Source organism: Rhizobium sp. R635 (assembly GCF_002211285.1).
Classification (GTDB): Bacteria; Pseudomonadota; Alphaproteobacteria; order Rhizobiales; family Rhizobiaceae; genus Rhizobium.
This window is the reverse complement of sequence record NZ_LOKX01000006.1, coordinates 68,209-93,259: the sequence shown is the minus strand read 5'-3', so window position 1 is coordinate 93,259 and position 25,051 is coordinate 68,209. Positions and strand designations below refer to the sequence as shown.

Sequence of the window (25,051 nt, the reverse complement as noted above, 5' to 3'; positions counted from 1 at the left end):
AAGTTGCCGCCCCGGCTGGTTACGGGGCCGGCGGAAACGACCTTAGATGACGTAGGCCTTCAGCGGTTCGAAACCGTTGAACGCAACCGCCGAATAGGTCGTCGTATAGGCGCCGGTGCCCTCGATCAGAACCTCGTCGCCGATCGAAAGGGAGATCGGCAGCGGATAGAGGTTCTTCTCGTAGAGCACGTCGGCCGAATCGCAGGTCGGGCCGGCAATGACGCAGGGCTCCATCTCGTCGCCGTCATGCTCCGTGCGGATCGGATAGCGGATGGCTTCGTCCATCGTCTCGGCGAGACCGCCGAACTTGCCGATGTCGAGGAAAACCCAGCGCGCATCGTCATTGTCCGACTTCTTCGAGATCAGCACGACCTCAGCCTTGATGACGCCGGCATTGCCGACCATGCCGCGGCCCGGCTCGATGATTGTCTGCGGGATCTGGTTGCCGAAATGCGTGCGCAGCGCCTGGTAGATCGACTTGCCGTAAGCTTCCGCGGACGGAACGTCGCGCAGGTACTTGGTCGGGAAGCCGCCGCCCATGTTGACCATCTGCAGGTGGATGCCCTGCTTGGCAAGCGATACGAAGACGCGCTTGGCATCGGCGAGCGCCGAATCCCAGGCATCGACCTTGGTCATCTGCGAACCGACATGGAACGAGACGCCGTAGGACTGCAGGCCGAGCTGATGAGCGTAGACGAGAACGTCGACGGCCATCTGCGGAACGCAGCCGAACTTGCGCGACAGCGGCCATTCGGCGCCTTCGCCATCGGTGAGCACGCGGCAGAAGACGCGGGCGCCGGGAGCGGCGCGCGAGATCTTCTCGACTTCCTCGTGGCTGTCGACCGCAAAGAGGCTGACGCCGAGCGCATGCGCGCGAGCGACATCACGCTCCTTCTTGATCGTGTTACCGTAGGAAATGCGGGCAGCGGTCGCACCGGCTTCGAGCGCCATTTCGATTTCGGCAACGGATGCGCAATCGAAATTGGAGCCGAGGCCCGCGAGCAGCTTCAGCACTTCCGGAGCCGGGTTGGCCTTGACGGCGTAGTAGATGGCGCTGTCCGGCATGGCGTGACGGAAGGCGTGGAAATTATCTCTGATGACATCGAGGTCGACCACGAGGCAGGGACCGTCGGGACGTCGGGTTGCGAGAAAGTCGCGGATGCGCTGGGTGGTCATATCAGTTCCCTCTTCCAGTTCCAGAGCTCCGGCGTCAACCGGAGGACAAAGGGCATACGAGAACTCGCCTTGGAACCAGCCGGTGGAGACCCCGGAACCATAGCAAGCGCTCGATGCGCGGATAGTGAACCAACGCCGCGGACGCGGTGTAAGTTCGGCTTTGTCTGCCATGGATTGGAGGGAGAATCCCAACCGCACTTCCGGCAATGATGGTGTGCCTCTTCAGTAACCCCCGCTGATGGAAAGCAGGGAGAGAACAAAAAGGCCCGCACCGTCGTTGCTTCAGGCGTCCTCGCATTTTCCGGTTGGCCGGAATAGCGACTGGAGGGGTTAATTCCAGGTACCTTACCGATTTCCTCACCAATTCGAGGGTTCGGCGGACACCCATGGGCACGTGCGACTTTGGGCTGAGTGGGAAATAAGAATATTCGCCTTCATAATCAAGCGTTTTTTTGATCTTGGGGTCAAAAAAATAATTGAACAAAACGGCCCGATTTGTTCAACATTCCAAAACAGCCGTGAGGATTTCATGGACACCTTGACCCGCATACGCGCCTTCATCGATGTCGTCGAGGCTGAGGGCTTTTCCGCCGCGGCGCGCCGCACCGGCCGCTCGAAGGCGCTGCTTTCCAAATATGTGCGCGAATTGGAAGATGAGCTCGGCGCCTTGCTGCTCAACCGCACCACCCGGCAGTTCTCCATGACGGAGGCCGGCCATACCTATTATCGCACTGCTTCCGACATACTGAAGGAAATCGACAATCTCGCCGATCTCGTGCGCGAGAACAATGCACAGCTGAAAGGGCGCCTTCGCGTCTCGGTGCCGCGCACCTTCGTCGATGCCGACGTCGGCCAGTCGCTGATCGATTTTGCCAGGGAGAACCCCGACCTTTCGCTGGAGATCGCGGCCGACGATCGCTTCGTCGATCTGATCGAGGAGGGCTTCGACGTGGCGATCCGCATCACCAAGCTCGAGGATTCCGGCATGATCGCCCGCAAGATCTCCGATTTCCGCGTTCACATCTGCGCCACTCCCGAATTCCTCGAGCGCCATCCCGATCTCGAGCATCCCAGCGATATTTCCAACGTCCCCTTCATCGTCGACACAAATTCCCGCACCCAGGCGAGCATCCGTTTCTACAATCCCGATAACACCACCTTCGCGGTCACCGTTTCCGGGCCGATGGAGGTCAACAGCCCGCATGCGACATTACGCGCAGCACTCGCCGGCATCGGCATCGCCCTCGTTCCGGACTTCATCGCGCGCAAGTCGATCGAGAGCGGCGAACTGGTGACGCTGTTCAACGACTACATCCCGACCGATCGCGGCATCTATGCCGTTTATCCGCACCGGCGCTACCTGCCGGCCAAGGTGAGGATCTTCGTCGATTACCTGCACAACTGGTTCAAGAAGCATCCTTAGGGCGGCGCTTGCGGGAGCGACGGAATCCGGTCCCAATTCCGTCCCATTTTCTGGCGAGAAGTCACGGGCACCGAAACGGCAGCGGAATAGATGAGACATTCGACGATACTGATGGCCGCGCTTCTTTCCCTCGCGCCGGCCGCCGCCTTTGCACATCCGCACATTTTCGTCGAGGCGCGTCTCGAAGTCGTGGCCGGCAAGGACGGCAGCGTCGAGGAACTGCGCAATGTCTGGCGCTTCGACGAGGTCTTCTCCTCCTCCGTCGTCATGGATTTCGACAAGAACACCGATCTGAAGCTGGAGCCGAACGAGCTCGCCGAGGTCGGAAAGACGGTGAAGCAGTCGCTTGCCGATTACGACTACTACATGAACCTGACGATCAACGGAAAGAACATCACCGTCCAGAAGCCTGACATCATCCATGTCGACTACAAGGACGGCCAGCTGCTGATGTTCTTCGCGGTCAAGCCGGTCGAGAAGATGCCGCTCAAGGGCAGGCTGACCTTCGGCGTCTACGACCCGACACTCTATACCTCGATCGATTTTCCGACAGACAACGAACTTTCAATGGTCGGCGATGGCTTCAAGGCCTGCAAGCATCAAGTGGTGCGGCCGGATGCCGACCAGGTGATCTCGCAAAACAAGCAGTCGCTGACGGACGCCTTCTTCAACGATCCCACCGGCACCAACATGTCCAAACTCTTCGCCACCCGGCTGGAGGTCACATGCTGACGAAACGCCTGCCCCTGATCCTTTCCGCGACGGGCCTCATGCTCCTGACGGCGGCAAGCCTCGCCCATGCGCAATCGCCGCTCGGCATCGGCACGGCGGAGCCGAGCTTCCAGCCGACCGGCGGTCCGCTCGCCCCGCTGCTGCTCTATGTGAACTACGAGCAGCAGGCCTTCTACCGCGCGCTGACCGGCTCCTTGAAGGCGATGCGTGAAGATCCCTGGCAGCTTGCCTCGCTGATCGGCCTTTCCTTCGCCTATGGCGTCTTCCATGCCGCCGGCCCGGGCCACGGCAAGGCGGTGATTTCCTCCTATATGATCGCCAACGAGGTCGAGCTGAAGCGCGGCGTGGTGATCTCATTCATCTCGGCCTTCGTCCAGGGCGTGGTGGCGGTGGCGCTGGTCGGCGGCGCCTGGCTGGTGCTGCGCGGCACCGGCATCACGCTGACGGCCGCGACCCATGCGATGGAGATCGCCAGCTTCGTCGTGGTCATCCTCTTCGGCGGCTGGCTGCTCTTTCGCAAACTGCGCTCGATGATAGGCAGTCTGCCGCGCCGCCGCCTGATGGCAACGCCGGCCGGTCCGGTCAGCATGATGCTCGACTGGAAGGACAATGCGACCGAACGCCAGGCCTATGCCTTCAACGGCAAGGCTCAGGCCGTGGAAGCCGGCCATACCTTCGTTCCCGGCATGGTCTGCGAAACCTGCGGCAACGCCCATGTGCCCGATCCGGCGCTGCTCGGCGGCGACAGGTTCAGCGCCCGCGAGGCATGGTCGGCAATCGTCGCCGTCGGCCTCCGTCCCTGCTCCGGTGCGCTGCTGGTGATGACCTTCTCGCTGCTGAACGGCCTTTATCTCGGCGGCGTGCTTTCGGTCGCCGCCATGTCGCTCGGTACGGCGATCACCGTATCGCTGCTCGCGACGCTTGCCGTCACCGCCAAGGGTGCGGCCGTGCGCCTCTCAGGACGCGGCTCGACGGCCTCGGTCTGGGTCGGCAACGCCATCGAAATCCTCGGCGCCGTGCTCGTCATCCTGATGGGCGCCCTGCTGCTCGGTGCCTCGCTGCAAGGTTAGGCTATTTTCCCCTGCCCCGCTGATAGCGCGCCCGCAGCCAGAAGACCGCGAAAAACGCCATGATCAGGCAGATGCCGACGAGTATCCCGAGCGTCGGCGAGAAATTGCCGATCCATAGAACAATGGTCGGCAGGAAATAGAAAACGAGGCCGGCGCCGAGCAGGATGATGGCGGCGGCAACTGCCTGCGAGCGGCTTTCCGGGCTCATACGAGCCGCTCCTTTTCCAGATCGGCGCGGATATCCTCCAGGCGGCGGATCTGGCTGCTGGCAGCGTCGAAATTCCCGGGCGAAAGCCAGGCTTCGAAGGCCTGATTGATCAGCGGCCATTCACTGTCGATCATCGAGAACCAGGCGGTGTCGCGGTTGCGGTGCTTGGAGATCATGTGCTGGCGGAAGACGCCCTCGAAGCTGAAGCCGTAGCGCAGGGCCGTCGTCTTGCTCGCCTCGTTCTTGTTGTCGCATTTCCATTCGTAGCGACGGTAGCCGAGATCCTCGAAGACGTGCTTGGCCATCAGGTAGTGCGCTTCGGTGGAAAGCGGCGAGCGCTTCATGTCGGGACCATGCGCCACCCCGCCGATTTCGATGACGCCGTTTGCCGGGTCGGCGCGCATGTAATTCGCCATGCCGACAATCTTGCCGGTGGCGTTGTCACGGAAGATATGGGTGAGCCAGCCGGACTTGGTATAGACGTTTTCCAGCCAGTTGGCGAAATCCTCAATGCCGGAGAAATCGTCCTGCGCGAAATAAAGAAGCAGCGGGTTGATCCCCATGCCGCCCAGCCCGTCCCACAGCGCCTCGAGATGTTCCGCGCGCCGATAGGGTTCGACCGTGACGAAACGTCCTTTCAGCGTGACCGGCTTCGGCGCCGGGCAGCCCTTGAAATTTGCAAGATCACGCATCTTCACTCCCCTTTTCTAGAGCCTTCCCCGGGGAGTGGATAGGCCAGCCGCCCGACAAAGGCAACCGGCCTGGATGCTACTGTGACAAGGTAACTTTGGCGGAGGATACCGTCGCCTCGATATGGTCGACCAGCTGATCGGCAAGGCCGAGCCGGCCTGCCAGCAGATCGAGATAACCGCGCTCGGCGCGCGAATCCGGCTCGATGGTGAGCCGCGAAGCGGTGTAGAGCTCGACGCGCTGTTCTTCCGTCACCGCTGCCGCGACGAGCGCATCGATGTCCGTCGGCGAAGCGAGTTCTTTCTCGATGAAGGCTGCAGCCTCGCCGCTGACGTCGGCGACCTTGATCCTGTCCATGATGAGGGCGCGTTCGGCGTCGTCGATGTGACCGTCGGCCTTGGCGGCGGCGATCATCGCGCGGATCAGCACCAGCACGAATTCATTGCTGCCGGCAGGCGATGCCGGCCCGAAACCGGATTCGGCAGGCGGCGGCAGGAGAACCGGATTGTTTGCCGACGGCGCATCCGAGGGGGCTGCGGGCGCCTGGCCCGCCTGGTAATTCTTGTAGGCCTGGTAGCCAAGGCCGGCGATAGCGGCAAGACCGCCGATCGCCAGCGCATTGCCAGCAATGCTGCGGCCCGTCTTGGTGCCGAGAAGCACGGCTGCGATCGCACCGGTCTTCATCGGATTGTTCTTTGCCGTCTGTACGGCCTCGCCCGCCCTGTCGCGGACCGAGCCGCCGAGACCCGGCACCTGCGAACCCAAGAATTGGTCGAGAAGCTTCTTTGCGTCGAACATTCCTCGTCATCTCCGTGTTTGAGGCCGGAGGAGAACATAGGTTTGCGACGGCTGAAATACAAATAAGAGGGTGCGGGGATTGTGCCTGACGCTCATCCCCGGCCCATCCGACCTCAGGCCTTCAGTGCCGCGGCCTCCGCCGCAAGCTTGGTAATGCCGGCCCAGTCGCCGGCTGCGACCAGCTCCTTCGGCGCAACCCACGAACCGCCGACGCAGACGACGTTCGGCAGCGAGAGATAATCCCTGGCGTTCTTCAGCGAAATGCTGCCAGTCGGGCAGAACAGCGTGCCGGCGAGCGGCGAAGAGAGCGCCTTGAGATAGGCAGCACCCCCGGCCTGCTCGGCGGGGAAGAACTTCAGCACCTGATAGCCTTCTTCGCGTAGCGCCATGACTTCGCTGGCGGTCGCGGCTCCCGGAAGCAGCGGCACGTCGGAATCGGCGGCGGCATCCAGCAGTTCCTGCGTCGTGCCCGGGCTGACGATGAATTTCGAACCGGCCTGAACGGCAGCTTCCCAATGCGCAGCGTTCAGGATCGTACCGGCGCCGACCTCCGCCCCCTCGACCTCGGCGGCAACCGCGCGCACGGCCTCGAGTGCCGCCGGCGTGCGCATGGTGATCTCGATCGCCCTCAGGCCGCCGGCCACAAGTGCGCGCGCCAGTGACACGGCTGACTTCGCATCGTCGACGATCAGCACCGGAACGACCGGCTGGAGTTTCAGGATGGAAAGGAGCTTCTCTGTTTTCTCGCCCATGGTCGTGCGACTTCCTTGAAACGATTGAATTCGACCCGGAATAACGCCCTCACCGAGGCTTGTCGAGATAAAACCAGCTCATATGACAAGATGGGTAGGAAAGGCGTGGAAATTGGGCTACCGTGCCATGATCGTCACAAAAGGCTCATCGGCATGGCGAAAGAGATCGAACGGAAGTTCCTGGTACGCAGCGATGGATGGCGTTCCGCCGTCGAGACCAAGTCCGTTCTCAGGCAGGGCTACATCGCCTCGATGGACGACCGGTCTCTCCGGGTGCGCATCCTCGACGGCAGGAAAGCGAGGCTGACGATCAAGATCGGCCGCAGCGCCATCACCCGCGACGAATTCGAATACGATATCCCCGTGGCCGACGCCGAAGAGCTGTTGCAGAACGCGATCGGCATCGTCATCGAGAAAACGCGTTACCGCGTTCCGCATGAAGGCTTCGTCTGGGAGGTCGACGTCTTTGCCGGTGAACATCGCGGCCTGGTCATCGCCGAGGTGGAAATGACCGCCGAAACCGACAAGCCGGCGCTGCCCGCCTGGCTTGGCCGTGAAGTGACCGGCGATTTCCGCTATTCCAACCAGGCCCTTGCCACAGAATATGGGCATGACAGGCATGGCCTATCGCATACGGCCTGACGCCGATTTCACCGAGGAGTTCCGCAGCGTCGCGACGGAGCAGCTGGAACACGCCGTCACGATTCTCGATGAACGGCCGGACGGTGCGCATGAGGCGATCCATTCCTTCCGCAAGAACCTGAAGCGTCTGCGCTCGCTCTACCGGCTCGTGAGCCGCGAGGTGCCGGACTTCCAGGCGCATGAAAATGCGCGGCTGCGCGATGCCGCACGATCGCTTTCGGCCATCCGTGACGCCGCCGCCCTCATCGGCACCGCGCAATATCTGCGGCAGACCGCCCGGGACGAAGAGGAAAGCGAAGCGCTTGGGCGCATCGTCACCATTCTCGAAGGACGCCGCGACTGGATGATGGAAGCCGAGCGAGGCTTGGAAGAGCGGCTGACGGAAACGACAGGCATTCTGAAGGAGGCAACAACCGCGCTGGACACGGCCTCCTTCGACGGCAGCCATCGCAAGAATGCCCGCATGCTGGCGAAGAGCTGGCGCCGCACGGCGCGGAAAGCCAAGGCCGCGCTCGTAGCCTGCCACGGCGACGCATCGGCCGACGATTTTCACGAACTGCGCAAACGTACCTATGATTATCGGCTTTACCACGCGCTGTTGCGCGATGTCTGGCCCGGTGCGATGAAGGCCAAACGCGACGCGGCCAAGGAGCTCGTCGAAGATCTCGGCCACATTCACGATCTCGCCGTGCTTTCCGAACTGGTCGAAGCCGAACCGCAGCTCTTCACCCGTAATGACGATCTGGCCCATCTGCTCGACGCCATCATCTTCCGCCAGCAGGAAGACCGGCGGCAAGCGCTCGTCAAAGCCGAGGCCGTCTTCGCCGACGATCCCGATGAAGAAGCACAGCGCATCGAACTTCTCTGGCTGGCGGTCGCGAACTGAGAAACGGCACATCCGGAAAAATATCGTGAAAGCTCATTGACCTCAACCAATCTTGAGGTCCTAGCCTCCGATGGTCGACCAACAAAGATCTGACCGCGAGGAAGTAATGACCGCCGAAAATGCCGTGATGCCGAAGGTGCTCGGGCTCTACGAGACCCATCTGACCGTTGCCGATCTCAAGACCTCCGTCGATTTCTACCGCGATGTCGTCGGGCTCGAACCGGCCGCCTCTTTCGAGGAGCGCAAGGTCGCCTTCCTCTGGGTGGACGACAGGAAGACCGGCATGCTCGGCCTTTGGGAAACAGGAACCGGTCCGTTGAAGATGCGGCTGCATATCGCTTTCCGTATGACCATCGACGGCGTGCTGCAGGCACCCGCCATTCTCAAGGCAAAGGGCGTTGAACCTCTCGGCTTTGGCGGCGAACCGGCAACGGAACCGGTGGTTTTCGGCTGGATGCCGGCACTGTCGATCTATTTCAAGGATCCGGACGGGCACTCGATCGAATTCATCGGCATTCTCGACGACGCGCCCGACCGAAGCTTCGGCATACGGCCGTTTTCCGAATGGCGCGAGCGAGCGTAATCTCGCCACTCAAGACTGCCATCGGGGAAGGCAATTGCGCGGCCCGCCGATTTTCTGTATTTCCGGCCCATGACCGACAGCCTGACACACACCAGCCCGTTCCTCGTGGCGGCGCTTTACCATTTCGTTTCCGTACCGCGCTTTCAGAGCCTGCAGGCTCCGCTGCAGGCGCTGTGCGAGGAGAACGGCGTCAAGGGAACGCTGCTTCTGGCGCATGAGGGCATCAACGGCACGATTGCCGGCCCGGATGCCGGCATCGGCGCCGTGCTTTCCTTCCTGCGCGCCCAGCCTGAATTTTCCGACCTGGAGCACAAGGAGAGCCGCGCCTCCAAAATGCCTTTCCTGCGCATGAAGGTGAAGCTGAAGAAGGAAATCGTCGCCATGGGCGTCGAGGACATCGACCCCAACAAAGTGGTCGGCACCTATGTAGCGGCGAAGGACTGGAACGCGCTGATTTCCGATCCCGATACGATCGTCATCGACACCCGCAACGACTACGAGACGGCGATCGGCACCTTTCGCGGTGCGCTCGACCCCAAGACGAAGACGTTCCGCGAATTTCCCGATTGGGTGCGGCAGAATACCGGCCTGCACAACAAGCCGAAGATCGCCATGTACTGCACCGGCGGCATACGCTGCGAAAAGGCCACCGCTTTCATGAAGGCTGAGGGCTTCGACGAGGTTTATCACCTGAAGGGCGGCATCCTGAAATATCTGGAGGAAGTGCCGCAGGAGGAAAGCCTCTGGGACGGCGCCTGCTTCGTCTTCGACGAACGCGTCTCCGTCGAGCACGGATTGAAGGAAGGCGAACACAAGCTATGCCACGCTTGCCGCAACCCGATCACATCAGAGGAAATCACCTCACCGCTCTATGAGGAAGGCGTTTCCTGCAGCCACTGCTATCACACCCGTACGGAAGAAGACCGGTTGCGTTACCGTCAGCGCCAGCATCAGATCGCGCTCGCAAAGAAACGCGGCCAGCGCCACATCGGCAGCTGAATTCAATGCCGGTCAGGCCGCACCAAGACGGCGCTGCGCTGCCGGTTCGCCTAGACGCCGTTCGTTCAGCATTGCGCTGATGTGGTCGGCCGTCATTGGTTTCCCGAACAAATAACCCTGCAGGCAATCGCAGCCGAAAAGGCGCATGGCGACGGCCTGGGCCTCGGTCTCGATGCCTTCGGCCGTAACGGGAATGTCGAGCGAGCGGGCAAGCGCCACCGTCGCCTGCAGCATCTCGCGCTGCCGTTTGTCCTCGTCGACGCCCATGACCAGCGAGCGATCGATCTTGATGCGGTCGAAGCCGAACTGCCTGAGATAGCCGATCGAGGAGAAGCCGGAACCGAAATCGTCGAGCGCCACCTTGACCCCCAGCCCCTTCAGCCGTTCGATCGACTGGCGGGTGCGCTGCGGATTCTGGATCATGTAGCCTTCGGTGATCTCGAGCGTGACGCGGCCGGCTTCGATTTCCGTCTGCTTCAGCACGTAACGCACATAGTCGGTGAAGGCGGGATTGCGGAACTGGCCGGGAGAGACGTTGACCGAGATGGCGAGCCCCGGCCATTGCTTGGCCGTTTCACAGGCCTTGCGCAGCACGAACAGGCCGAGCGATTCGATGAGCCCGCTGGTCTCGGCGATCGGGATGAAGACATCAGGTGAAACGGGGCCATGGCCCGGGCGATTCCAGCGCACCAGTGCCTCGACGCCGGTCAGCGCATGTGTTCCCGCATCGACCAGCGGCTGGTAGGCGAGCGTCAGGTCGCCGCTTTCGATCGCAACCCGGAGATCGATCTCCAGCGCGTTGCGCTGTTCCCGGTCGGCATCCATCGACGGATCGTAGAGCGTCATGCGCGCGCGGCCGGCCTCCTTCGCCTTGTACATGGCAAGGTCTGAGCGCCGCACCAGCTCTTCGCGGCCGATTGCGCCGGCGGGCGACATGGCGATGCCGATGCTCGCCCCGACGACCACGACGCGGCGACCGATCTCCAGCGGATCGGCAAGAAAATCGAGAATCTGTTCGGAAAGCTGCAGGGCGGCGGCATGTTCGCCGTCGGAGAGAAAGGCGATCGCGAATTCGTCTCCGCCGATGCGGGCAAGAACCGCGCCTTGCGGAATGAGCACATCGAGGCCGGCCGCGACCGCGCGGATCAATTGATCGCCGGTGCCATGGCCATAACTGTCGTTGACTTCCTTGAAGCCATCGAGATCGAGATAGAGGAGCAGCACATTGCGCTTGGTATGGAGTGCCTCGGCGACGAAGCGATCGACGGCGAGACCGAGACCATCGCGGTTGGAGAGCCCGCTCAGCCTGTCGCGCAGCGCCTCCTCGCGGGCGCTGTTTTCCTCACCCTTCAGCCGGCGGCCGACAAGCCAGCCGATGACCAGCAGCACGATGAAGAACAGCCCGATCAACCCGAGCGCCTGGATGACCATGGGCCACACCTGCGCATAAGCGACATCGCCGGGAAGACGCGAAGTCCAGACGAGCTTGCCGAGCGTCGTCCCCACCGGATCGACGATCGGTACGGAATAGCTGGCTTCGAAAGCCGGCGGCGCCAGCTTCAGTCCGCCGATGACATAGGTCCGGCCGAGCGCTGCCACCTTTTCGCCGTCGAGATGGCGGGCAAAAACGAGATAGCGATGCTGGCCGGCGGGCGCATCCAGCGCACCGGATTTTTTCCGCACCAGCGCCACGCCCACTGCGGCGATACCGCGTTTGGTGGTAACGAAGCCGACCGCCTGCGGACGGTCGGCAGGGCCTGCTGACTTTACCCTGTCGAACAGCGTCCAAAGCGAGGGCGCGAAGAAATCCGTGAGCGACTCTTCCATCGGCTGACCGTCGCGATAGGCGATGATCGCCTTCTTCTCATCGTCGATGACGATCGCCATGTCGAAAAGCGGGCTGTTGACCGACATCTCGCCGTAATTGCTGACCGTCCAGGCCATGCCGTCGGGCGCGTAGACGTTGGCGGCGGCATCGTCCCAGGCCGCATAGTCGTCGAGGGTCGCACCGAGCTGATCCTCGAAGGTCTTCACCGCGCCGATGGTCGTCTCGCGCGAGCGCTCGTCATCGAGAAGATTGGCATTTCCGGCCACGCGCTCGAGCGCCGTCAGCACCATGATGGCGACGACTGCGACGATGACTGCGAAGGAGAAAAGCACGCCGGTGACGGTCGCGTGACGGCCTATTCCCGATCCCTTGCTCTGCGACTTCCCGACTGTCTGCATCACGGCTCCCTGACCGCCAGACTTTGCCAGTCAAGCGTTCAAAAACGTTTAAGCAAACACTGCAGATCTTTGTGTCCGCGGCCCCAAGGGCAACGATCAACCCGCTTTGTGATTCCCCTTGGGGAATTGCGCCGCGAGTTCGCTGTACCACTTGCCGCTTTTCTTCACCGTGCGGACCTGGGTTTCGTAATCGACATGGACGAGACCGAAGCGCATCCGATAACCTTCCGCCCATTCGAAATTGTCCATCAGGCTCCAGGCGAAATAGCCGCGCAGGGGATAGCCGTCCTTGATGAGGCCGGCCACGACATCGAGATGGTCGCCGACATAGTCGAGCCGCATCGTATCGTCGACCTCGCCGTCGGCGACATCGGTATTGTCGCAGGCGCCGTTCTCGGTGATGTAGCATTCCGGCAGTTCGTAGCGGCGATAGAGGTCCTCGACCAGGAGCTTCAATGCCGGCGCATAGATTTCCCAGCCGATATCGGTCTTGACGTCGCTTGCCGGCGGCGCTTTCACCGTCCAGGGGAAATCACCCTTGCGTTCGGCATCGTCGGTGACGCGCTCGGGCGTGTAGTAATTCAGACCCCACCAGTCGAGCTTCTGGCTGATGAGCTTCATATCGCCATCCTCGATGACGGGCATGCGATCGCCGAGCGCCTCGACGAATTCCTTCGGATACTCGCCCTTGAAGACAGGATCGAAGAAGGCGCCGTTGTGGAATTGATGCGCGCGTTCGGCGGCGGCAAGATCGGCCGGGTTGTCGGAGCCCGGGATGACCGAGGCGGCGTTGAGCACGAGTCCGACCGGCACATTGGGAGCTTCCGAGCGGATTGCCTCGACGCCGAGGCCATGGGCGAGGTTCACGTAATGCATGGCGTGAAGGGCGGCCTGCATATTGCGCTCGCCGGGAGCATGGATGCCATAAAGGTGGCTCAGCCAGACGATGCACCAGGGTTCGTTGAAGGTCGCCACGGCGTCGAGACGGTCGCCGAGGCGGTTCATCACCGTCTTGGCGTAACGCTGATAGGCATAGGCGGTCGAACGCGCCGTCCAGCCGCCGTCGCCGGCAAGCAGCAGGGGCAGGTCCCAATGGTAAAGCGTCGCGAAGGTCTTGATCCCGCGCGCCTTGCAGCCATCGACCAGCCGATCGTAGAAATCGAGACCCGCCTCGTTCACCGGGCCTGTGCCATCGGGAATGATGCGCGGCCATGCAATGGAAAACCGATAGGCTTCGACGCCCATATCCTTGATGAGATCGAGATCCTGCTCCAAGCGGTTGTAGTGGTCGCAGGCAATGTCGCCGTTATCGCGATTATAGACGCGGCCCGGCATGTTGCAGAAGGCATCCCAGATGGACGGCTTGCGGCCATCGGCCTTGCTGGCGCCTTCGATCTGGAAGGCGGCGGTGGCAACGCCGAAGGTGAAATCACCGGGAAAGCGGCTTGCAAGCGTCTTCGCATCGATCATCTGTAATCCCCGTCTCTCGGCATGTGGACTGACGTTGGCCGGATTTAGCCAAGCCGGAAAGCAAAGTATAGGTCCCCGGGAAGAAAAACTGCAACGTTGCAGTAAGAACGAAAGAGCGGCTGTGACGGCATCGTTTCGTCGCATGCTTTCCGCCCCCACCGCTCTCATAACGCGAATGTCAGCAGTCGTGACTTGCTGCCGAGCCCATGATCACTACACAGCGAAGACATCGCGAACATGAAAGGAATCCCATGCCGTCTTCGATCCATCTGCTGCAACCGCATCTGCTGAGCCTGCTGCGCATCGTCTCCTCGCTCGTGCTTTTCAGCTACGGAACACAGAAGATCCTGCACTTTCCCGCCGCCGCAAGCGTGCCGCCGATGGGCTCGCTCTCCTGGATTGCCGGGCTGATCGAACTCATCCTCGGCTTCCTCGTCCTGGTGGGATTCCAGACCCGCATCGCAGCCTTCGTGCTCTCGGGCCTGATGGCTTTCGCCTATTTCATCGGCCATGCGGGAAAGAGCTTTTATCCCGCGCAGAACGGCGGCGTCGCCGCGATCCTGTTCTGCTTCGTGTTTCTCTATCTGGTGGCGGCAGGCGCCGGGCCGCTCAGCGTCGACGGCCTCATGAAGCGCAACCGCGCTGTGGCCTGAGACATGACGCTAAGCCGAGGCGGCCTTGGGCTGCCTCGGCATTTCCAGCAACTCCGCGCCATGCGAGGCGCGGATCACCAAAGATCAGACCTTGACCCAGGCGCCGTTTTTCTTGGACGAGGCAACACAAGCCTCGACGAAGGCGACACCCTTCACGCCCTCGTCGACGGTGGGATAGACCACCGCCTTGTCCACGTCCTTGCCCTTCTTGCGGGCGTTGATCGCATGTGCGGCTTCCGTATAGATCGTCGCAAAGGCTTCGAGATAACCTTCCGGATGCCCTGAGGGCACGCGCGACACACGGCCCGCGGCCGCTCCGGCGCCGGCGCCGCCACGGGTGATCAGCCGCTTCGGCTCGCCGAAAGGCGTGTACCAGAGGTAGTTCGGGTCCTTCTGGGTCCATTCAAGCCCGCCCTTGGTGCCGTAGACGCGCACCATCAGGCCGTTTTCGTGGCCGGGCGCCACCTGGCTGCACCAGAGCATGCCCTTAGCCGGCTTCTCCGAGCCCTTCGCCTTGAAGCGCAGCATGACATGGGCGTTATCGTCCAGCCGGCGGCCGGGAACGAAGCTGTCGAGATCGGCGGCGAGACTGTCGAGCTCCAGCCCGGTGATGAAGGAGGCAAGATTATAGGCATGTGTGCCGATATCGCCTGTGGACCCGCCGACACCGGACTGCGCCGGATCGGTGCGCCAGGCCGCCTGCTTCTGGCCGGTCTGCTCGACCGCTTCCGTCAGCCAATCCTGCGGATATTCGGCCTGGACCACTCTTATATCGCCGAGTTCGCCGTTCGCGATCATCTCGCGCGCCTGGCGGACCATCGGATAGCCGGTGTAATTATGCGTCAGCACGAAGAGCGCGCCGCTTTCATCGGCCACCTTCTTCAGCTTCTTCGCATCGGCGAGGTTCGATGTCAGCGGCTTGTCGCAGATGACATGAATGCCGCGCTTCAGAAATTCCTTGGCCGCGTCGTAATGCACATGGTTCGGCGTGACGATCGCCACAGCCTCGATGCCGTTCTTCAGCTTCGCCTCGCGGATCGCCATTTCGCGGTAGCTGGAATAGGTCCGCGACGGGTCGAGACCGAGGTCGCGACCGGACTGAACGGCCTTCTCAGGCGTTGACGACAATGCGCCGGCGATGAGATCGTACTGATCGTCGATGCGCGCGGCGATGCGGTGCACCGCACCGATGAATGCGCCCGCGCCGCCGCCCACCATGCCGAGCCGGATTCGCGGCTCGCGGGTCTGTTCGGATGATGCTTCGATTGCCATTGATTCCTCCTCAATCTTTCTTCCCTTCTCCCCAGCGGGGGTTCGAAGGACGGGTCGAGACCTGTGGCTCGACCCTGGTCGGTGGCCCGAAGGGTCGGATGAGGGGGCTTCGCGGCAGGTGCCTTTCGCTTGTCGCTCAAGGCATTCGTCGCTATCGCTCCTCATCCCCCTCATCTGCCCTAACGGGCATCTTCTCCCCGCTGGGGAGAAGGGAAAATGAAACTAGAGCCCCAGCATGCGCCGATTGGCCGCCTGGTCCGTGCCGCTGCCGGCAAAGTCGTCGAAGGCCTTTTCGGTGACGCGGATGATATGGGCGGCCACGAATTCGGCCCCTTCGCGGGCGCCGTCCTCCGGATGCTTCAGCGCGCATTCCCATTCGACCACGGCCCAGCCGTCGAAATTATTGGCGGTCATCTTCGAGAAGACCGCGCCGAAATCGACCTGGCCGTCGCCGAGCGAGCGGAAGCGGCCGGCGCGTTCCACCCAGCCCTGATAGCCACCGTAGACGCCCTGGCGCCCGGTCGGATTGAACTCCGCATCCTTGACGTGGAACATCTTGATGCGGTCCTTGTAGATGTCGATGTTGTCGAGATAATCGAGGCACTGCAGGACGTAATGCGAGGGGTCGTAGAGCATGTTGGCGCGCGGATGGTTCTTCACCCGCTCCAGGAACATCTCGAAGGTGATGCCGTCATGCAGGTCCTCGCCGGGGTGGATCTCGTAGCAGACGTCGATGCCGTTTTCATCGGCATGGTTGAGGATCGGCGTCCAGCGGCGGGCAAGTTCGTCGAAGGCGGTCTCGACCAGACCGGCGGGACGCTGCGGCCAGGGATAGATGAAGGGCCAGGCAAGCGCGCCGGAGAAGGTCGCATGCGCCTTGAGGCCGAGGTTTTTCGATGCCGTCAGCGCCATCTTGACCTGCTCGACCGCCCATTCCTGGCGGGCTTTCGGATTGCCGCGCACCTCCGGCGCCGCAAAGCCGTCGAAAGCCTCGTCATAGGCCGGGTGAACGGCGACGAGCTGGCCCTGCAGATGGGTCGAAAGTTCGGTGATCTCGATGCCGTTTTCGCGGGCCTTGCCGGCGAATTCGTCACAATAATCCTTCGACGTCGCGGCCTTCTTCAGATCGATCAGCTGGCTTGCCCAGGTCGGCACCTGGACGCCCTTGTAACCGATGTCGGCCGCCCATTTGGTGATCGCGTCCCAGGAATTGAAAGGCGCGGTATCGCCCGCGAACTGGCCAAGGAAAAGGCCGGGACCCTTGATCGTCTTCATGTCAGATTCCTCCCTGAATATCGACCGTAAACGTTTCTGAAAACTTGTAGCACGCAATTTGGCGGGTGCAAGGCGCTTCCTTGCATTGGCTCGCGGATTTGGCGCGAGGCCAGAGCGATAGGATCGCGAGCTAATCATGATGGGCGTTGGCGGGCAAGAGGTACGTGCAGCATTTTCGGCGACGCGCCGCATGCGCGCATAAAAACGCGCCCATCCTTTCGAATGGGCGCGTCTTTCGGTCATCGGATCAGAACGGGGAATCCGGGAAGTAGAAGTTCTTGGCATTCTCCTTGGTGACGAGCGTCGCGTCGAGGATGTAATTGCCGTGAACGGGAACCTGATCGTAGAGGGCAGCCGCCGTCAGTTCCATCGCCGTGCCGACCATTGCCGGCGGATAGAGAACGTCGACCGGGATCAGCTTGTCGCCATCCATGACCTTCTTGACCATGTCCTTGGAGCCGGCGCCGGCAACGACATACTGAATGTCGGTGCGCTTGGCCTGCTCGATGGCCTGGAGAACGCCGACGGCCATGTCGTCGTCCTGGCACCAGACGACGTCGATCTTCGGATACTTCGTCAGATAGTCCTGCATGACCTTGAACGCGTCGTCGCGGTTCCAGTTGCCGTATTGGCGGTCAAGAATCTTGACCTTGGAGCCGGCGATACCCTTGTCGAAACCGTCCTGGCGCTGCTGATCGATCGGGATCGGCAGACCGCGGATGACGACAACCTCGGCTTCCGGCGTCTTTTCGGCAATGTACTTGCCGGCGACTTCGCCCAGCGCCGGATTGTTGCCGGCCACATAGAGATCGCGCACGGAATTGTCGTTATTCGAAGGCGCACGGTCGACGAGCGCGACGAACTTGCCCTTGTCCTTGACTTCCTTGATGGCGTTGACGAGCGGATCCGGATCCGACGGCAGGATGACGAGCGCATCGATGCCCTGCGTATCGAGGTCCTGCACGGCGTTTGCCTGCGTCGCGGCATCCGGCGAGGTCTTGACGATGACGTTCAGGCCCGGATGTTCCGCCATCAGCTTCTTGGCAACGCGCTCGGCATGGAACACGACCCCCGCGGTCCAGCCGTGGTCGGCGGCCGGAATGGAGACGCCGATCGTGTAGTTCTTGTCCTGGGCATAGGCTGCGCCGGCAAAAGCCACCCCCGCAACCGCCAGACCCAACATGAGCTTGCGCATGCTATTTCCTCCCAAAAATATCAGGGACTTGTCCAATCCGAGCCGGGTGCCCTGTGAAGCCCGGCCAATCCGAGAAGCCGTTTGTCTAGGATTTGCGAACCAGCGACCGCTGCACCAGCATGGCGATGATGATGATCGCACCCTGGATCGCGCCGATGAGATACTCGCTGATGAAATTCGACAGCAGCATGATGTTGCCGACGAGTTCGAGAATGAAGGCGCCGCAGATCGTGCCCCAGACCCGGCCGGCGCCGCCCTTGAGAGCCGTGCCGCCGACGACGACGGCGGTGATGGCCTGCAACTCCCACAGGATACCGGTCGTTGCCGAGGTGGAACCGAGACGCGGCACATAGAGCAGCACGGCGATCGCCACGCAGAGCCCCTGGATGACGAAGGCAATGGTGCGCACACGGTTGACGGCAATGCCCGAATAGCGCGCGACGTCGCTGTTCGAACCCACAGCCACGACATGGCGGCCGTAACGGGTGCGGTACAGGATAAAGGCTGCAATCGCGGTCACCACGAGGATCACCACGATCGGCACGGGGATGCCGAGAATATTGCCGAAATAGGCCGGACGGTAGAGCGTCTGGATTTCGCTCGAACGCAAGGTGATCGCGCCGCCCTGCGACAGCCAGGTGGTCAGGCCGCGATAAATGCCCATCGTGCCAAGCGTGGCGATGAACGGCTCGATCTTTCCGACGGTGGTGATGAGGCCGTTTGCCAGACCGCAGAGAGCCCCGGCAATCACCGTAAAGACCACGGCAGCCGTCAGCATCAGCACCGGATCGGCAATGACGCCCGAATTGATGAGCAGGATCATCAGACTGGCGACGAAGGCGACCATCGAGCCGACGGAAAGATCGAGGTCTCCGGCCGAGATCACGAAAGTCGCGCCGACCGCGATGATGGCAATGAAAGCGCAGCGTGTCGCGACATTGGCGAGATTGGTGATGCCGATGAAATTCGGGTTGACCAATGCGCCGACGATCAGGAGCAGGGCCAAGGCGGCAAACGGCGCAACCGCGCGCAGATCAACGTCACGCCAGGACCTGCGCCGGATCTCCCTGGTGTCCTCGTTAATACTCATGTCCAAAACCAACCTCCCGTCCCAGACCGCCTGGGCATCTTATCTATTGTCCGCGTGGGCGAAGTCCCGCTCCGCCCTCACGCGGCCGCCTTCTTCTTGAGCCCGGCGGCGTAACGCATGATCTCCTGCTCGGAAATCTCGTCTCCCTCCAGCACGCCGACGATCCGCCCCTCGCGCATGACGGCCACTCTCGTGCAGAGCCCGATGACTTCAGGCATTTCCGACGAAACGACGATGATCGAGCGGCCGTCCCGGGCGAGCGCCGAAATGAAATGATAGATCTGCTGCTTGGTGCCGACATCGATGCCGCGCGTCGGCTCGTCGATGATGATGATGTCGGGATCGGTCTCCATGACCTTGGCGAGCAGCAGCTTTTGCTGGTTTCCGCCCGACATGCGGCCGGCGACGATATTGGTGTCACGAACCCTGATGTCGAAACGGCGCTTGGCTTTCGCCAGCGCAGCCGCCTCGCTGCCTGGGCTGAGATAGCCGTGACGCGAATGCCTTCCGAGCGATTGCAGCGTCAGATTGGTCGCCATGCCGGAGCGCAGCAGCAGCCCCTTCGACTTGCGGTCCTTAGTCATATAGGCGAGGCCGCAGCGATTGGCCGCATGCACGTCGCCGGAGGGGACCGATTGCCCCTTGATGACCACCTCGCCCTCGAGGCGGGGCCGCAGCCCGGCAATCGCCTCCATCAACTCGGTACGGCCGGAGCCGATCAGGCCGGAAAAACCGATGATCTCGCCCTTGCGAACCTCGAAGCTCGCATCCTGGACATAGCCCGTCGAGACCGAAGAGACGCTCAAGACGACCTCCTCGTCGACATCGGGCTCGACCTTGGCGGGGTAGAGGCTGGAAAGTTCGCGGCCGACCATCAGTTGCGCGATCGATTCCCCATCCAGAATGGAGGTCGGCGACGTCTTGATCCACTGGCCGTCGCGCAGCACCGTCACCCGATCGGTCAGCTCCATCACCTCGTCGAGCTTATGGGACACGAAGACGAAGCTCGTGCCCTGGTCGCGAAGCTTGCGGACCTGCTTGAAGAGCATATTGGTCTCTTCCCGCGACAGCACCGCGGTCGGCTCATCCATGAACACCACACGCGCATCGCGGCTGATCGCCTTGGCGATCTCGACCATCTGCTTGTCGGCGATGGAAAGCGTGCTGATCAACGCATTCTCATCGACATGCGAACCGAGCACGTCGAGGACCTTGCGCGTCTCGGCACGCATGTATTTGCGGTCGAGCACGCCGAAATGCGTCACCTCGCGCCCTAGGAAAAGGCTCTCGGTCACGGTCAGATGGTCGGCCAGATTGAATTCCTGATGGATGATGACGATGCCGAGCGCTTCCGCGGCACCATTCGGCGGCAGCACCAAAGGCTTACCGTCGAGCAGGATTTCGCCGGAACTCGGCTGTTCGAAGCCCGAAAGCACCTTGACGAGCGTGGATTTGCCGGCGCCGTTTTCGCCCATGAGCGCATGGATCTCGCCGGCGCGGAGATCGAAATTGACGCTGAAGAGGACCTGCACGCCACTGAAGGATTTGCATATGCGCCTGGCGGACAGCACCACAGGCGCGGCGTCGGCGATCTCCACGGTCATCATGCCCTCCCCTGGAGCGCCGCGCACCCGGCATCATGCACCGGCAACGCTCCATCACCTGAACTAGCGCACATTTTCCATCTGAAAACCGTATCGGGTCCTCAACAGGCATGCGCATGCGGCTCCCGTCCGCTTAGAGCCTTATGTAAACCTTTACATCAGGCATGTAAAGGTTTACATCGTGGATTAACACAGATGAGTTGAAGCTTGCCTTTGACCTCTCGGCAAGTCTGTGTAGTGTCGCGGCGAAGACAGCCCCAAGGCAGAGCGCAGTGTCGAATTCCACGCCCGCAACCATCGAAGACGTCGCCCGGATCGCCGAGGTCTCCATCGCGACGGTTTCGCGGGCGATCCACACGCCGGAGAAGGTCGCCAACTCGACGCGGCTCAAGGTCAACCAGGCGATCGCTGTCACCGGCTACACCACCAATGCCATGGCGCGCAGCCTGAGGCTCGGCCGCTCCAACATGATCCTCGTCGTGGCGCCCGATATCGGCGACCCCAATTTCTCCAACATCCTCGTCGGCCTGGAGAACGAGGCGCGCGCGCATGGCTACGGCGTCCTGATCGGCCACACGCAAAACGATGCTCAGCGCGGCCTCGAATATCTGAAATTCTTCAACTCCAACCAGGCGGCCGGGCTGATCCTCTTCACCGGCATCCTGCCCTTCGGGCACCAGACGATGACGGCGCGGCTGCCGCCGAGCGTCGGCGTTTTCGAGCCTGTCTTCAACGGCGGCATTCCCTATGTCGGCGTCGACGATACCGAGGGCGCGCGAAAGGCGGTGGATCTGCTGCTGGCCGAAGGCCATCGCAAGATCGCCTTCATCGGCGATTCCCGCACCCGGCTTGCCTATACCAGGCGCCGCATGGGCTACGATGCCGGCCTCGATGCCGCCGGCGTTCCGCCCGACTTGCGGATCGTGCTCGAAGGCGACGGCACGATCGAAAGCGGCCGGCATGCGGTCGAGCAGCTTTTCATGCGCGACACGCTTCCCACGGCCTTCATGTGCGTCAACGACCAGACGGCGATCGGCGTCATGATCGGGCTCGGCGCGCGAGGCTACGACATTCCACGGGATTTCTCGGTAACCGGCTTCGACGACGTGCCGCAGGCCGTCTTCATATCCCCGGCGCTGACGACGATCCGCCAGCCGAGAACGGCGATCGGCAAGCAGGCGATGGCGCTGCTGCTGGAACTTCTGTCCGATGGACGGCCGGCCGAGACGGAAATTCTGCTGAGACCGGATCTGGTGGTTCGAAACTCCGTCTCCGCGCCGTCGCGCAACTGGCTGAAGCGCTGAACGGAGATGGAATAGCCGGCTACAAAAAATGCGCCGGCGACCGATGGCCGCCGGCGCCTGTCATCAGACGTAACGGTTGACGACGTTTTCGAGCAGTTCCTGCTTGCCGGATTTCGGCTGCGGGTTGACGTCCTTGCTCTCGACCCAGCTCGTGATCTCATCCAGCGAATACTCGCCGCGGAAGAGCTTCTGCGCCTCGGCCGACTCCCAACCGGCATAACGGTCGGCGAGCGGCTGAGACAGCGCCTTGTCCTCGATCATCTTGGCAGCTGCCTTGAGACCGCGGGCACAGCAATCCATGCCGCCGATATGACCGATCAAGAGGTCTGCCGGATCAAGCGACTGGCGGCGCAGCTTCGCATCGAAGTTGGTGCCACCGGTCTTGAAGCCGCCGCCTGCCAGAACGTGGTAATAGGCGAGCGCCATTTCCGGAACATTGTTGGGGAATTGGTCGGTATCCCAGCCGGACTGGTAGTCGTTGCGGTTCATATCGATCGAGCCGAAGATGCCGAGAGCATTGGCAAGCGCCAGCTCGTGCTCGAAGGAATGGCCGGCAAGGATCGCATGGCCCTGCTCGATATTGACCTTCACCTCGTTTTCGAGACCGTGCTTCTTGAGGAAGCCATAGACGGTCGCGACATCGTAATCATACTGGTGCTTGGTCGGCTCCTGCGGCTTCGGCTCGATCAGGATCGTGCCCTTGAAGCCGATCTTGTGCTTGTATTCGACGACGAGGTTGAGGAAGCGACCGAGCTGGTCGAGCTCGCGCTTGAGATCGGTGTTGAGCAGCGTCTCGTAACCCTCGCGGCCGCCCCAGAGCACGTAGTTCTCGCCGCCGAGCTTCTGCGTGGCGTCGATGCAGGTCTTGACCGTCGCGGCGGCGAAAGCAAAGACATCGGGATCGGGATTGGTCGCCGCACCCGACATATAGCGGCGGTTGGAGAAGAGGTTCGCTGTGCCCCAGAGCAGCTTGGTGCCGGTGGCAGCCTGCTTCTCGGCGAAATAGTCGACGATCTCGTTGAGGTTCTTGGTGTTCTCGGCAAAGTTCTTGCCTTCCGGGCGCACGTCGGCGTCGTGGAAGCAGTAGTAGGGTGCGCCGAGCAGCGAGAAGAATTCGAAAGCGACGTCAGCCTTCAGCTTGGCAGCCTTCATCGTGTCTTCAAACCAGGGGCGCAGGAAGGTCTGGCCGCCGAAGGGATCGCCGCCCGGCCAGGTGAAGGTGTGCCAATAGGCCACCGCAAAACGCAGATGGTCTTCCATGCGCTTGCCGAGAACGATCTCGTCCGGCTGGTAATAGCGGAAGGCCAGCGGATTGGTGCTGTCCGGGCCTTCATATTTGATTTTCTGGATATCGCCGAAAAATCCGGTGCTCATGTTGGGTCTCCTAGGGTTTCAGTTGATTATTACGCTATCGATCCAGAAGCCCCCTCACCCTACCCTCTCCCCGCTGGGGAGAGGGGGAGCAAGACGCTATCCCCGAGCCTCTTCTCCCCAGCGGGGAGAAGGTGCCGGCAGGCGGATGAGGGGGCCGCTGGCTCCAATTCTCAATGCACCAGCGACTTGATCGCCGGATAGAGCGCCCGATAGCGCTTGTAAGCATCCTCATAAGCGCCCTTCAGCGCCGCGACCGGCTCGATCGTGCCCGCCGTTACCGGTGGCGTGCAGACGGCAATCGGATCTGCCCCCGTTGCCGCGATCAGGCCGAGGCGGGCCGCACCGAAAGCCGCGCCGAAATCACCGTCGGCCGGCAGGTCGACTGGAACGCCGAGTGCGGTGGCGATCGACGCCAGCCAGTAATGCGAGCGCGAACCGCCGCCGATTGCCGTCACGCGCGAAATGCCGGTACCGGCCGAACGCAGCGCTTCGAGATTGTCGCGGATCGCAAAGGATACACCTTCGAGCACGGCCTGGGTCAGCACCGCGCGGCTGCTTTCGTGCCCGAGGCCGATGAAGGCGCCGCGGATGACGGCGTCGTTATGCGGCGTGCGCTCGCCGGAGAGATAGGGCAGGAAGGTGACGCCGGTCGGCGTCTTCAGCGTTTCGCCGAGTTCGCCGGTGAGATCAGCGGCCGATTTGCCTGTGACACCGGAATGCCAGTTGAGCGCATCGGTGGCCGACAGGATGACGCCCATCTGGTGCCAGGTGTTGGGCAGTGCGTGGCAGAAGGCGTGTACGGCGCTTTCCGGCTTCGGCAGATAGGAGCCGTTGGCGGCGAAGAGAACGCCCGAAGTGCCGAGCGAGACGAAGGCCGCGCCGTCGCTGACCGTGCCCATGCCGCAGGCCGATGCCGCATTGTCGCCTGCGCCGCCGGCCACGACGACAGTGCCTGATATGCCCCATTGCGCCGCCAGCTCGGGCCGCAGCTTTCCGGCCTGCTCAGTGCCTTCGACGAGCGCCGGCATCTGCTCTTTGGTCAGGTTGGTGGCGGCAAGCAGTTCGGACGACCAGCCGCGCTTGCCGGTATCGAGCCAGGAGGTGCCGGCCGAATCCGACATTTCCGAGATATATTCGCCGGTCAGCCAGAGGCGCAGATAATCCTTCGGCAGCAGTACCTTGGCGATCTTGGCGAAGACATCGGGTTCATGCTTCTCCACCCAGGCAAGCTTCGGCGCCGTAAAGCCGGGGAAGACGATATTGCCGGTCAGCGCGCGGAAACGCGGATCGGCATCGAGTGCCGCGGCCTCGACATGGCTGCGCGTGTCGTTCCAGAGGATGCAGGGACGCAGCACCTTGTCGCTCGCATCGATCAGCGTCGCGCCGTGCATCTGTCCGGAAAGGCCGATGCCCTTGACCGCGGCAAGCTCGTTCGGATGTTTCGCCTTGAGCCCGGCGACGGCCTCTTCCGTGGCGCGCACCCAATGGGCCGGCTCCTGCTCCGACCAGCCGGAATGCGGGCGCGAGACGTCGAGCGAACCATTGGCAGAGCCGACGATCTTCTGATCGCCGTCGATCAGCATCGCCTTGACGCCGGAGGTTCCGAGATCGAGACCGAGATACATCTGG

23 protein-coding genes are annotated in these 25,051 nt (G+C 62.1%); 9 read left to right on the top strand and 14 right to left on the bottom strand.

Going from position 1 to position 25,051, the window contains the following annotated elements; all coding sequences use genetic code 11:
- Nucleotides 1–42: 42 nt before the first annotated feature.
- The gene (gene odc2 / locus ATY78_RS07270; RefSeq protein ID WP_088681671.1) at nucleotides 43–1,176 is read right to left on the bottom strand and encodes an ornithine/lysine decarboxylase; all 1,134 of its coding nucleotides are present in this window, start codon (nucleotides 1,174–1,176) and stop codon (nucleotides 43–45) included.
- A gap of 529 nt (nucleotides 1,177–1,705) precedes the next feature.
- Between odc2 and ATY78_RS07265 the strand changes: the two genes are divergently transcribed.
- From ATY78_RS07265 to ATY78_RS07255, 3 genes are all read left to right on the top strand, one after another.
- On the top strand, nucleotides 1,706–2,599 hold the full coding sequence (locus ATY78_RS07265) for a LysR family transcriptional regulator (RefSeq protein WP_088681670.1): 894 nt from the start codon (nucleotides 1,706–1,708) through the stop codon (nucleotides 2,597–2,599).
- A gap of 90 nt (nucleotides 2,600–2,689) precedes the next feature.
- Nucleotides 2,690–3,331: a DUF1007 family protein gene (locus ATY78_RS07260; protein ID WP_088681669.1), complete on the top strand. Its 642-nt coding sequence runs from the start codon at nucleotides 2,690–2,692 to the stop codon at nucleotides 3,329–3,331.
- The gene (locus ATY78_RS07255; RefSeq protein WP_088681668.1) at nucleotides 3,325–4,401 is read left to right on the top strand and encodes a nickel/cobalt transporter; all 1,077 of its coding nucleotides are present in this window, start codon (nucleotides 3,325–3,327) and stop codon (nucleotides 4,399–4,401) included. The genes ATY78_RS07260 and ATY78_RS07255 overlap by 7 nt, the downstream gene beginning before the upstream one ends.
- A gap of 1 nt (nucleotide 4,402) precedes the next feature.
- Here the strand turns inward: ATY78_RS07255 and ATY78_RS07250 are convergent, their stop codons facing one another.
- The 4 genes from ATY78_RS07250 to ATY78_RS07235 form a co-directional block, all read right to left on the bottom strand.
- A complete protein-coding gene (locus ATY78_RS07250) occupies nucleotides 4,403–4,609 on the bottom strand; it encodes a hypothetical protein (RefSeq protein ID WP_088681667.1) in 207 nt (68 codons plus the stop codon).
- The gene (locus ATY78_RS07245; RefSeq protein ID WP_088681727.1) at nucleotides 4,606–5,301 is read right to left on the bottom strand and encodes a GNAT family protein; all 696 of its coding nucleotides are present in this window, start codon (nucleotides 5,299–5,301) and stop codon (nucleotides 4,606–4,608) included. Before ATY78_RS07245 ends, ATY78_RS07250 begins: the two co-directional genes overlap by 4 nt.
- A 76-nt stretch (nucleotides 5,302–5,377) precedes the next feature.
- On the bottom strand, nucleotides 5,378–6,097 hold the full coding sequence (locus ATY78_RS07240; RefSeq protein WP_088681666.1) for a tellurite resistance TerB family protein: 720 nt from the start codon (nucleotides 6,095–6,097) through the stop codon (nucleotides 5,378–5,380).
- A 113-nt stretch (nucleotides 6,098–6,210) separates the two neighbouring features.
- Nucleotides 6,211–6,849 carry a 2-dehydro-3-deoxy-phosphogluconate aldolase gene (locus tag ATY78_RS07235; protein ID WP_088681665.1) on the bottom strand — a complete coding sequence of 213 codons (639 nt, stop codon included), beginning with the start codon at nucleotides 6,847–6,849 and terminating at the stop codon, nucleotides 6,211–6,213.
- Nucleotides 6,850–7,002: 153 nt separating this feature from the next.
- Here ATY78_RS07235 and ATY78_RS07230 point away from each other — a divergent pair, with 153 nt between their 5' ends.
- The 4 genes from ATY78_RS07230 to ATY78_RS07215 all read left to right on the top strand — a co-directional run bounded on the left by ATY78_RS07230 (nucleotide 7,003) and on the right by ATY78_RS07215 (nucleotide 9,959).
- Nucleotides 7,003–7,491, top strand: coding sequence for a CYTH domain-containing protein (locus tag ATY78_RS07230; RefSeq protein WP_088681664.1), 489 nt, complete (start codon nucleotides 7,003–7,005; stop codon nucleotides 7,489–7,491).
- A complete protein-coding gene (locus ATY78_RS07225) occupies nucleotides 7,469–8,377 on the top strand; it encodes a CHAD domain-containing protein (RefSeq protein WP_088681663.1) in 909 nt (302 codons plus the stop codon). Before ATY78_RS07230 ends, ATY78_RS07225 begins: the two co-directional genes overlap by 23 nt.
- A 106-nt stretch (nucleotides 8,378–8,483) precedes the next feature.
- Entirely contained in the window at nucleotides 8,484–8,960 is a 477-nt protein-coding gene (locus tag ATY78_RS07220; RefSeq protein WP_088681662.1) for a VOC family protein, read from the top strand.
- A 69-nt stretch (nucleotides 8,961–9,029) separates the two neighbouring features.
- Complete coding sequence (locus tag ATY78_RS07215) at nucleotides 9,030–9,959, top strand: rhodanese-related sulfurtransferase (RefSeq protein WP_088681661.1); 930 nt, start codon at nucleotides 9,030–9,032, stop codon at nucleotides 9,957–9,959.
- 12 nt (nucleotides 9,960–9,971) lie between these two features.
- Here ATY78_RS07215 and ATY78_RS07210 read toward each other — a convergent pair whose 3' ends face one another.
- Nucleotides 9,972–12,185: an EAL domain-containing protein gene (locus ATY78_RS07210; protein ID WP_088681660.1), complete on the bottom strand. Its 2,214-nt coding sequence runs from the start codon at nucleotides 12,183–12,185 to the stop codon at nucleotides 9,972–9,974.
- Between the two features lie 96 nt (nucleotides 12,186–12,281).
- Entirely contained in the window at nucleotides 12,282–13,655 is a 1,374-nt protein-coding gene (locus ATY78_RS07205; RefSeq protein ID WP_088681659.1) for a GH1 family beta-glucosidase, read from the bottom strand.
- 251 nt (nucleotides 13,656–13,906) lie between these two features.
- On the opposite strand from ATY78_RS07205, the gene ATY78_RS07200 reads away from it, so the two are divergent.
- Nucleotides 13,907–14,308: a DoxX family protein gene (locus ATY78_RS07200; protein WP_088681658.1), complete on the top strand. Its 402-nt coding sequence runs from the start codon at nucleotides 13,907–13,909 to the stop codon at nucleotides 14,306–14,308.
- 84 nt (nucleotides 14,309–14,392) lie between these two features.
- On the opposite strand, the gene ATY78_RS07195 is transcribed toward ATY78_RS07200, so the two are convergent.
- From ATY78_RS07195 to ATY78_RS07175, 5 genes are all read right to left on the bottom strand, one after another.
- Nucleotides 14,393–15,580, bottom strand: coding sequence for a Gfo/Idh/MocA family oxidoreductase (locus tag ATY78_RS07195; RefSeq protein WP_088681657.1), 1,188 nt, complete (start codon nucleotides 15,578–15,580; stop codon nucleotides 14,393–14,395).
- Nucleotides 15,581–15,802: 222 nt separating this feature from the next.
- On the bottom strand, nucleotides 15,803–16,855 hold the full coding sequence (locus ATY78_RS07190; RefSeq protein ID WP_012759029.1) for a sugar phosphate isomerase/epimerase: 1,053 nt from the start codon (nucleotides 16,853–16,855) through the stop codon (nucleotides 15,803–15,805).
- Nucleotides 16,856–17,102: 247 nt separating this feature from the next.
- A complete protein-coding gene (locus tag ATY78_RS07185) occupies nucleotides 17,103–18,050 on the bottom strand; it encodes a substrate-binding domain-containing protein (RefSeq protein ID WP_088681656.1) in 948 nt (315 codons plus the stop codon).
- Between the two features lie 85 nt (nucleotides 18,051–18,135).
- The gene (locus ATY78_RS07180; RefSeq protein ID WP_088681655.1) at nucleotides 18,136–19,140 is read right to left on the bottom strand and encodes an ABC transporter permease; all 1,005 of its coding nucleotides are present in this window, start codon (nucleotides 19,138–19,140) and stop codon (nucleotides 18,136–18,138) included.
- A 77-nt stretch (nucleotides 19,141–19,217) separates the two neighbouring features.
- Nucleotides 19,218–20,744, bottom strand: coding sequence for a sugar ABC transporter ATP-binding protein (locus ATY78_RS07175; protein WP_088681726.1), 1,527 nt, complete (start codon nucleotides 20,742–20,744; stop codon nucleotides 19,218–19,220).
- A 272-nt stretch (nucleotides 20,745–21,016) separates the two neighbouring features.
- Between ATY78_RS07175 and ATY78_RS07170 the strand changes: the two genes are divergently transcribed.
- Nucleotides 21,017–22,048 (top strand): LacI family DNA-binding transcriptional regulator, encoded by a 1,032-nt coding sequence (locus ATY78_RS07170; RefSeq protein WP_088681654.1) that lies wholly within the window; start codon nucleotides 21,017–21,019, stop codon nucleotides 22,046–22,048.
- A 63-nt stretch (nucleotides 22,049–22,111) separates the two neighbouring features.
- On the opposite strand, the gene xylA is transcribed toward ATY78_RS07170, so the two are convergent.
- A complete protein-coding gene (gene xylA, locus ATY78_RS07165) occupies nucleotides 22,112–23,422 on the bottom strand; it encodes a xylose isomerase (protein WP_088681653.1) in 1,311 nt (436 codons plus the stop codon).
- Nucleotides 23,423–23,592: 170 nt separating this feature from the next.
- The gene (gene xylB / locus ATY78_RS07160) at nucleotides 23,593–25,047 is read right to left on the bottom strand and encodes a xylulokinase (RefSeq protein ID WP_088681652.1); all 1,455 of its coding nucleotides are present in this window, start codon (nucleotides 25,045–25,047) and stop codon (nucleotides 23,593–23,595) included.
- Between the last annotated feature and the right edge of the window lie 4 nt (nucleotides 25,048–25,051).

Excerpts from the sequence above, each read along its gene's own strand:
- ATY78_RS07190 (WP_012759029.1), bottom strand. The coding sequence starts at position 16,855 with ATGAAGACGATCAAGGGTCCCGGCCTTTTCCTTGGCCAGTTCGCGGGC.
- xylA (WP_088681653.1), bottom strand. The coding sequence starts at position 23,422 with ATGAGCACCGGATTTTTCGGCGATATCCAGAAAATCAAATATGAAGGC.
- ATY78_RS07265 (WP_088681670.1), top strand. The coding sequence starts at position 1,706 with ATGGACACCTTGACCCGCATACGCGCCTTCATCGATGTCGTCGAGGCT.
- xylB (WP_088681652.1), bottom strand. The coding sequence starts at position 25,047 with ATGTATCTCGGTCTCGATCTCGGAACCTCCGGCGTCAAGGCGATGCTG.
- ATY78_RS07200 (WP_088681658.1), top strand. The coding sequence starts at position 13,907 with ATGCCGTCTTCGATCCATCTGCTGCAACCGCATCTGCTGAGCCTGCTG.
- ATY78_RS07235 (WP_088681665.1), bottom strand. The coding sequence starts at position 6,849 with ATGGGCGAGAAAACAGAGAAGCTCCTTTCCATCCTGAAACTCCAGCCG.
- ATY78_RS07210 (WP_088681660.1), bottom strand. The coding sequence starts at position 12,185 with ATGCAGACAGTCGGGAAGTCGCAGAGCAAGGGATCGGGAATAGGCCGT.
- ATY78_RS07215 (WP_088681661.1), top strand. The coding sequence starts at position 9,030 with ATGACCGACAGCCTGACACACACCAGCCCGTTCCTCGTGGCGGCGCTT.
- ATY78_RS07225 (WP_088681663.1), top strand. The coding sequence starts at position 7,469 with ATGGCCTATCGCATACGGCCTGACGCCGATTTCACCGAGGAGTTCCGC.
- ATY78_RS07220 (WP_088681662.1), top strand. The coding sequence starts at position 8,484 with ATGACCGCCGAAAATGCCGTGATGCCGAAGGTGCTCGGGCTCTACGAG.
- ATY78_RS07195 (WP_088681657.1), bottom strand. The coding sequence starts at position 15,580 with ATGGCAATCGAAGCATCATCCGAACAGACCCGCGAGCCGCGAATCCGG.
- odc2 (WP_088681671.1), bottom strand. The coding sequence starts at position 1,176 with ATGACCACCCAGCGCATCCGCGACTTTCTCGCAACCCGACGTCCCGAC.
- ATY78_RS07175 (WP_088681726.1), bottom strand. The coding sequence starts at position 20,744 with ATGACCGTGGAGATCGCCGACGCCGCGCCTGTGGTGCTGTCCGCCAGG.
- ATY78_RS07205 (WP_088681659.1), bottom strand. The coding sequence starts at position 13,655 with ATGATCGATGCGAAGACGCTTGCAAGCCGCTTTCCCGGTGATTTCACC.
- ATY78_RS07255 (WP_088681668.1), top strand. The coding sequence starts at position 3,325 with ATGCTGACGAAACGCCTGCCCCTGATCCTTTCCGCGACGGGCCTCATG.
- ATY78_RS07260 (WP_088681669.1), top strand. The coding sequence starts at position 2,690 with ATGAGACATTCGACGATACTGATGGCCGCGCTTCTTTCCCTCGCGCCG.
- ATY78_RS07240 (WP_088681666.1), bottom strand. The coding sequence starts at position 6,097 with ATGTTCGACGCAAAGAAGCTTCTCGACCAATTCTTGGGTTCGCAGGTG.
- ATY78_RS07250 (WP_088681667.1), bottom strand. The coding sequence starts at position 4,609 with ATGAGCCCGGAAAGCCGCTCGCAGGCAGTTGCCGCCGCCATCATCCTG.
- ATY78_RS07245 (WP_088681727.1), bottom strand. The coding sequence starts at position 5,301 with ATGCGTGATCTTGCAAATTTCAAGGGCTGCCCGGCGCCGAAGCCGGTC.
- ATY78_RS07180 (WP_088681655.1), bottom strand. The coding sequence starts at position 19,140 with ATGAGTATTAACGAGGACACCAGGGAGATCCGGCGCAGGTCCTGGCGT.
- ATY78_RS07185 (WP_088681656.1), bottom strand. The coding sequence starts at position 18,050 with ATGCGCAAGCTCATGTTGGGTCTGGCGGTTGCGGGGGTGGCTTTTGCC.
- ATY78_RS07230 (WP_088681664.1), top strand. The coding sequence starts at position 7,003 with ATGGCGAAAGAGATCGAACGGAAGTTCCTGGTACGCAGCGATGGATGG.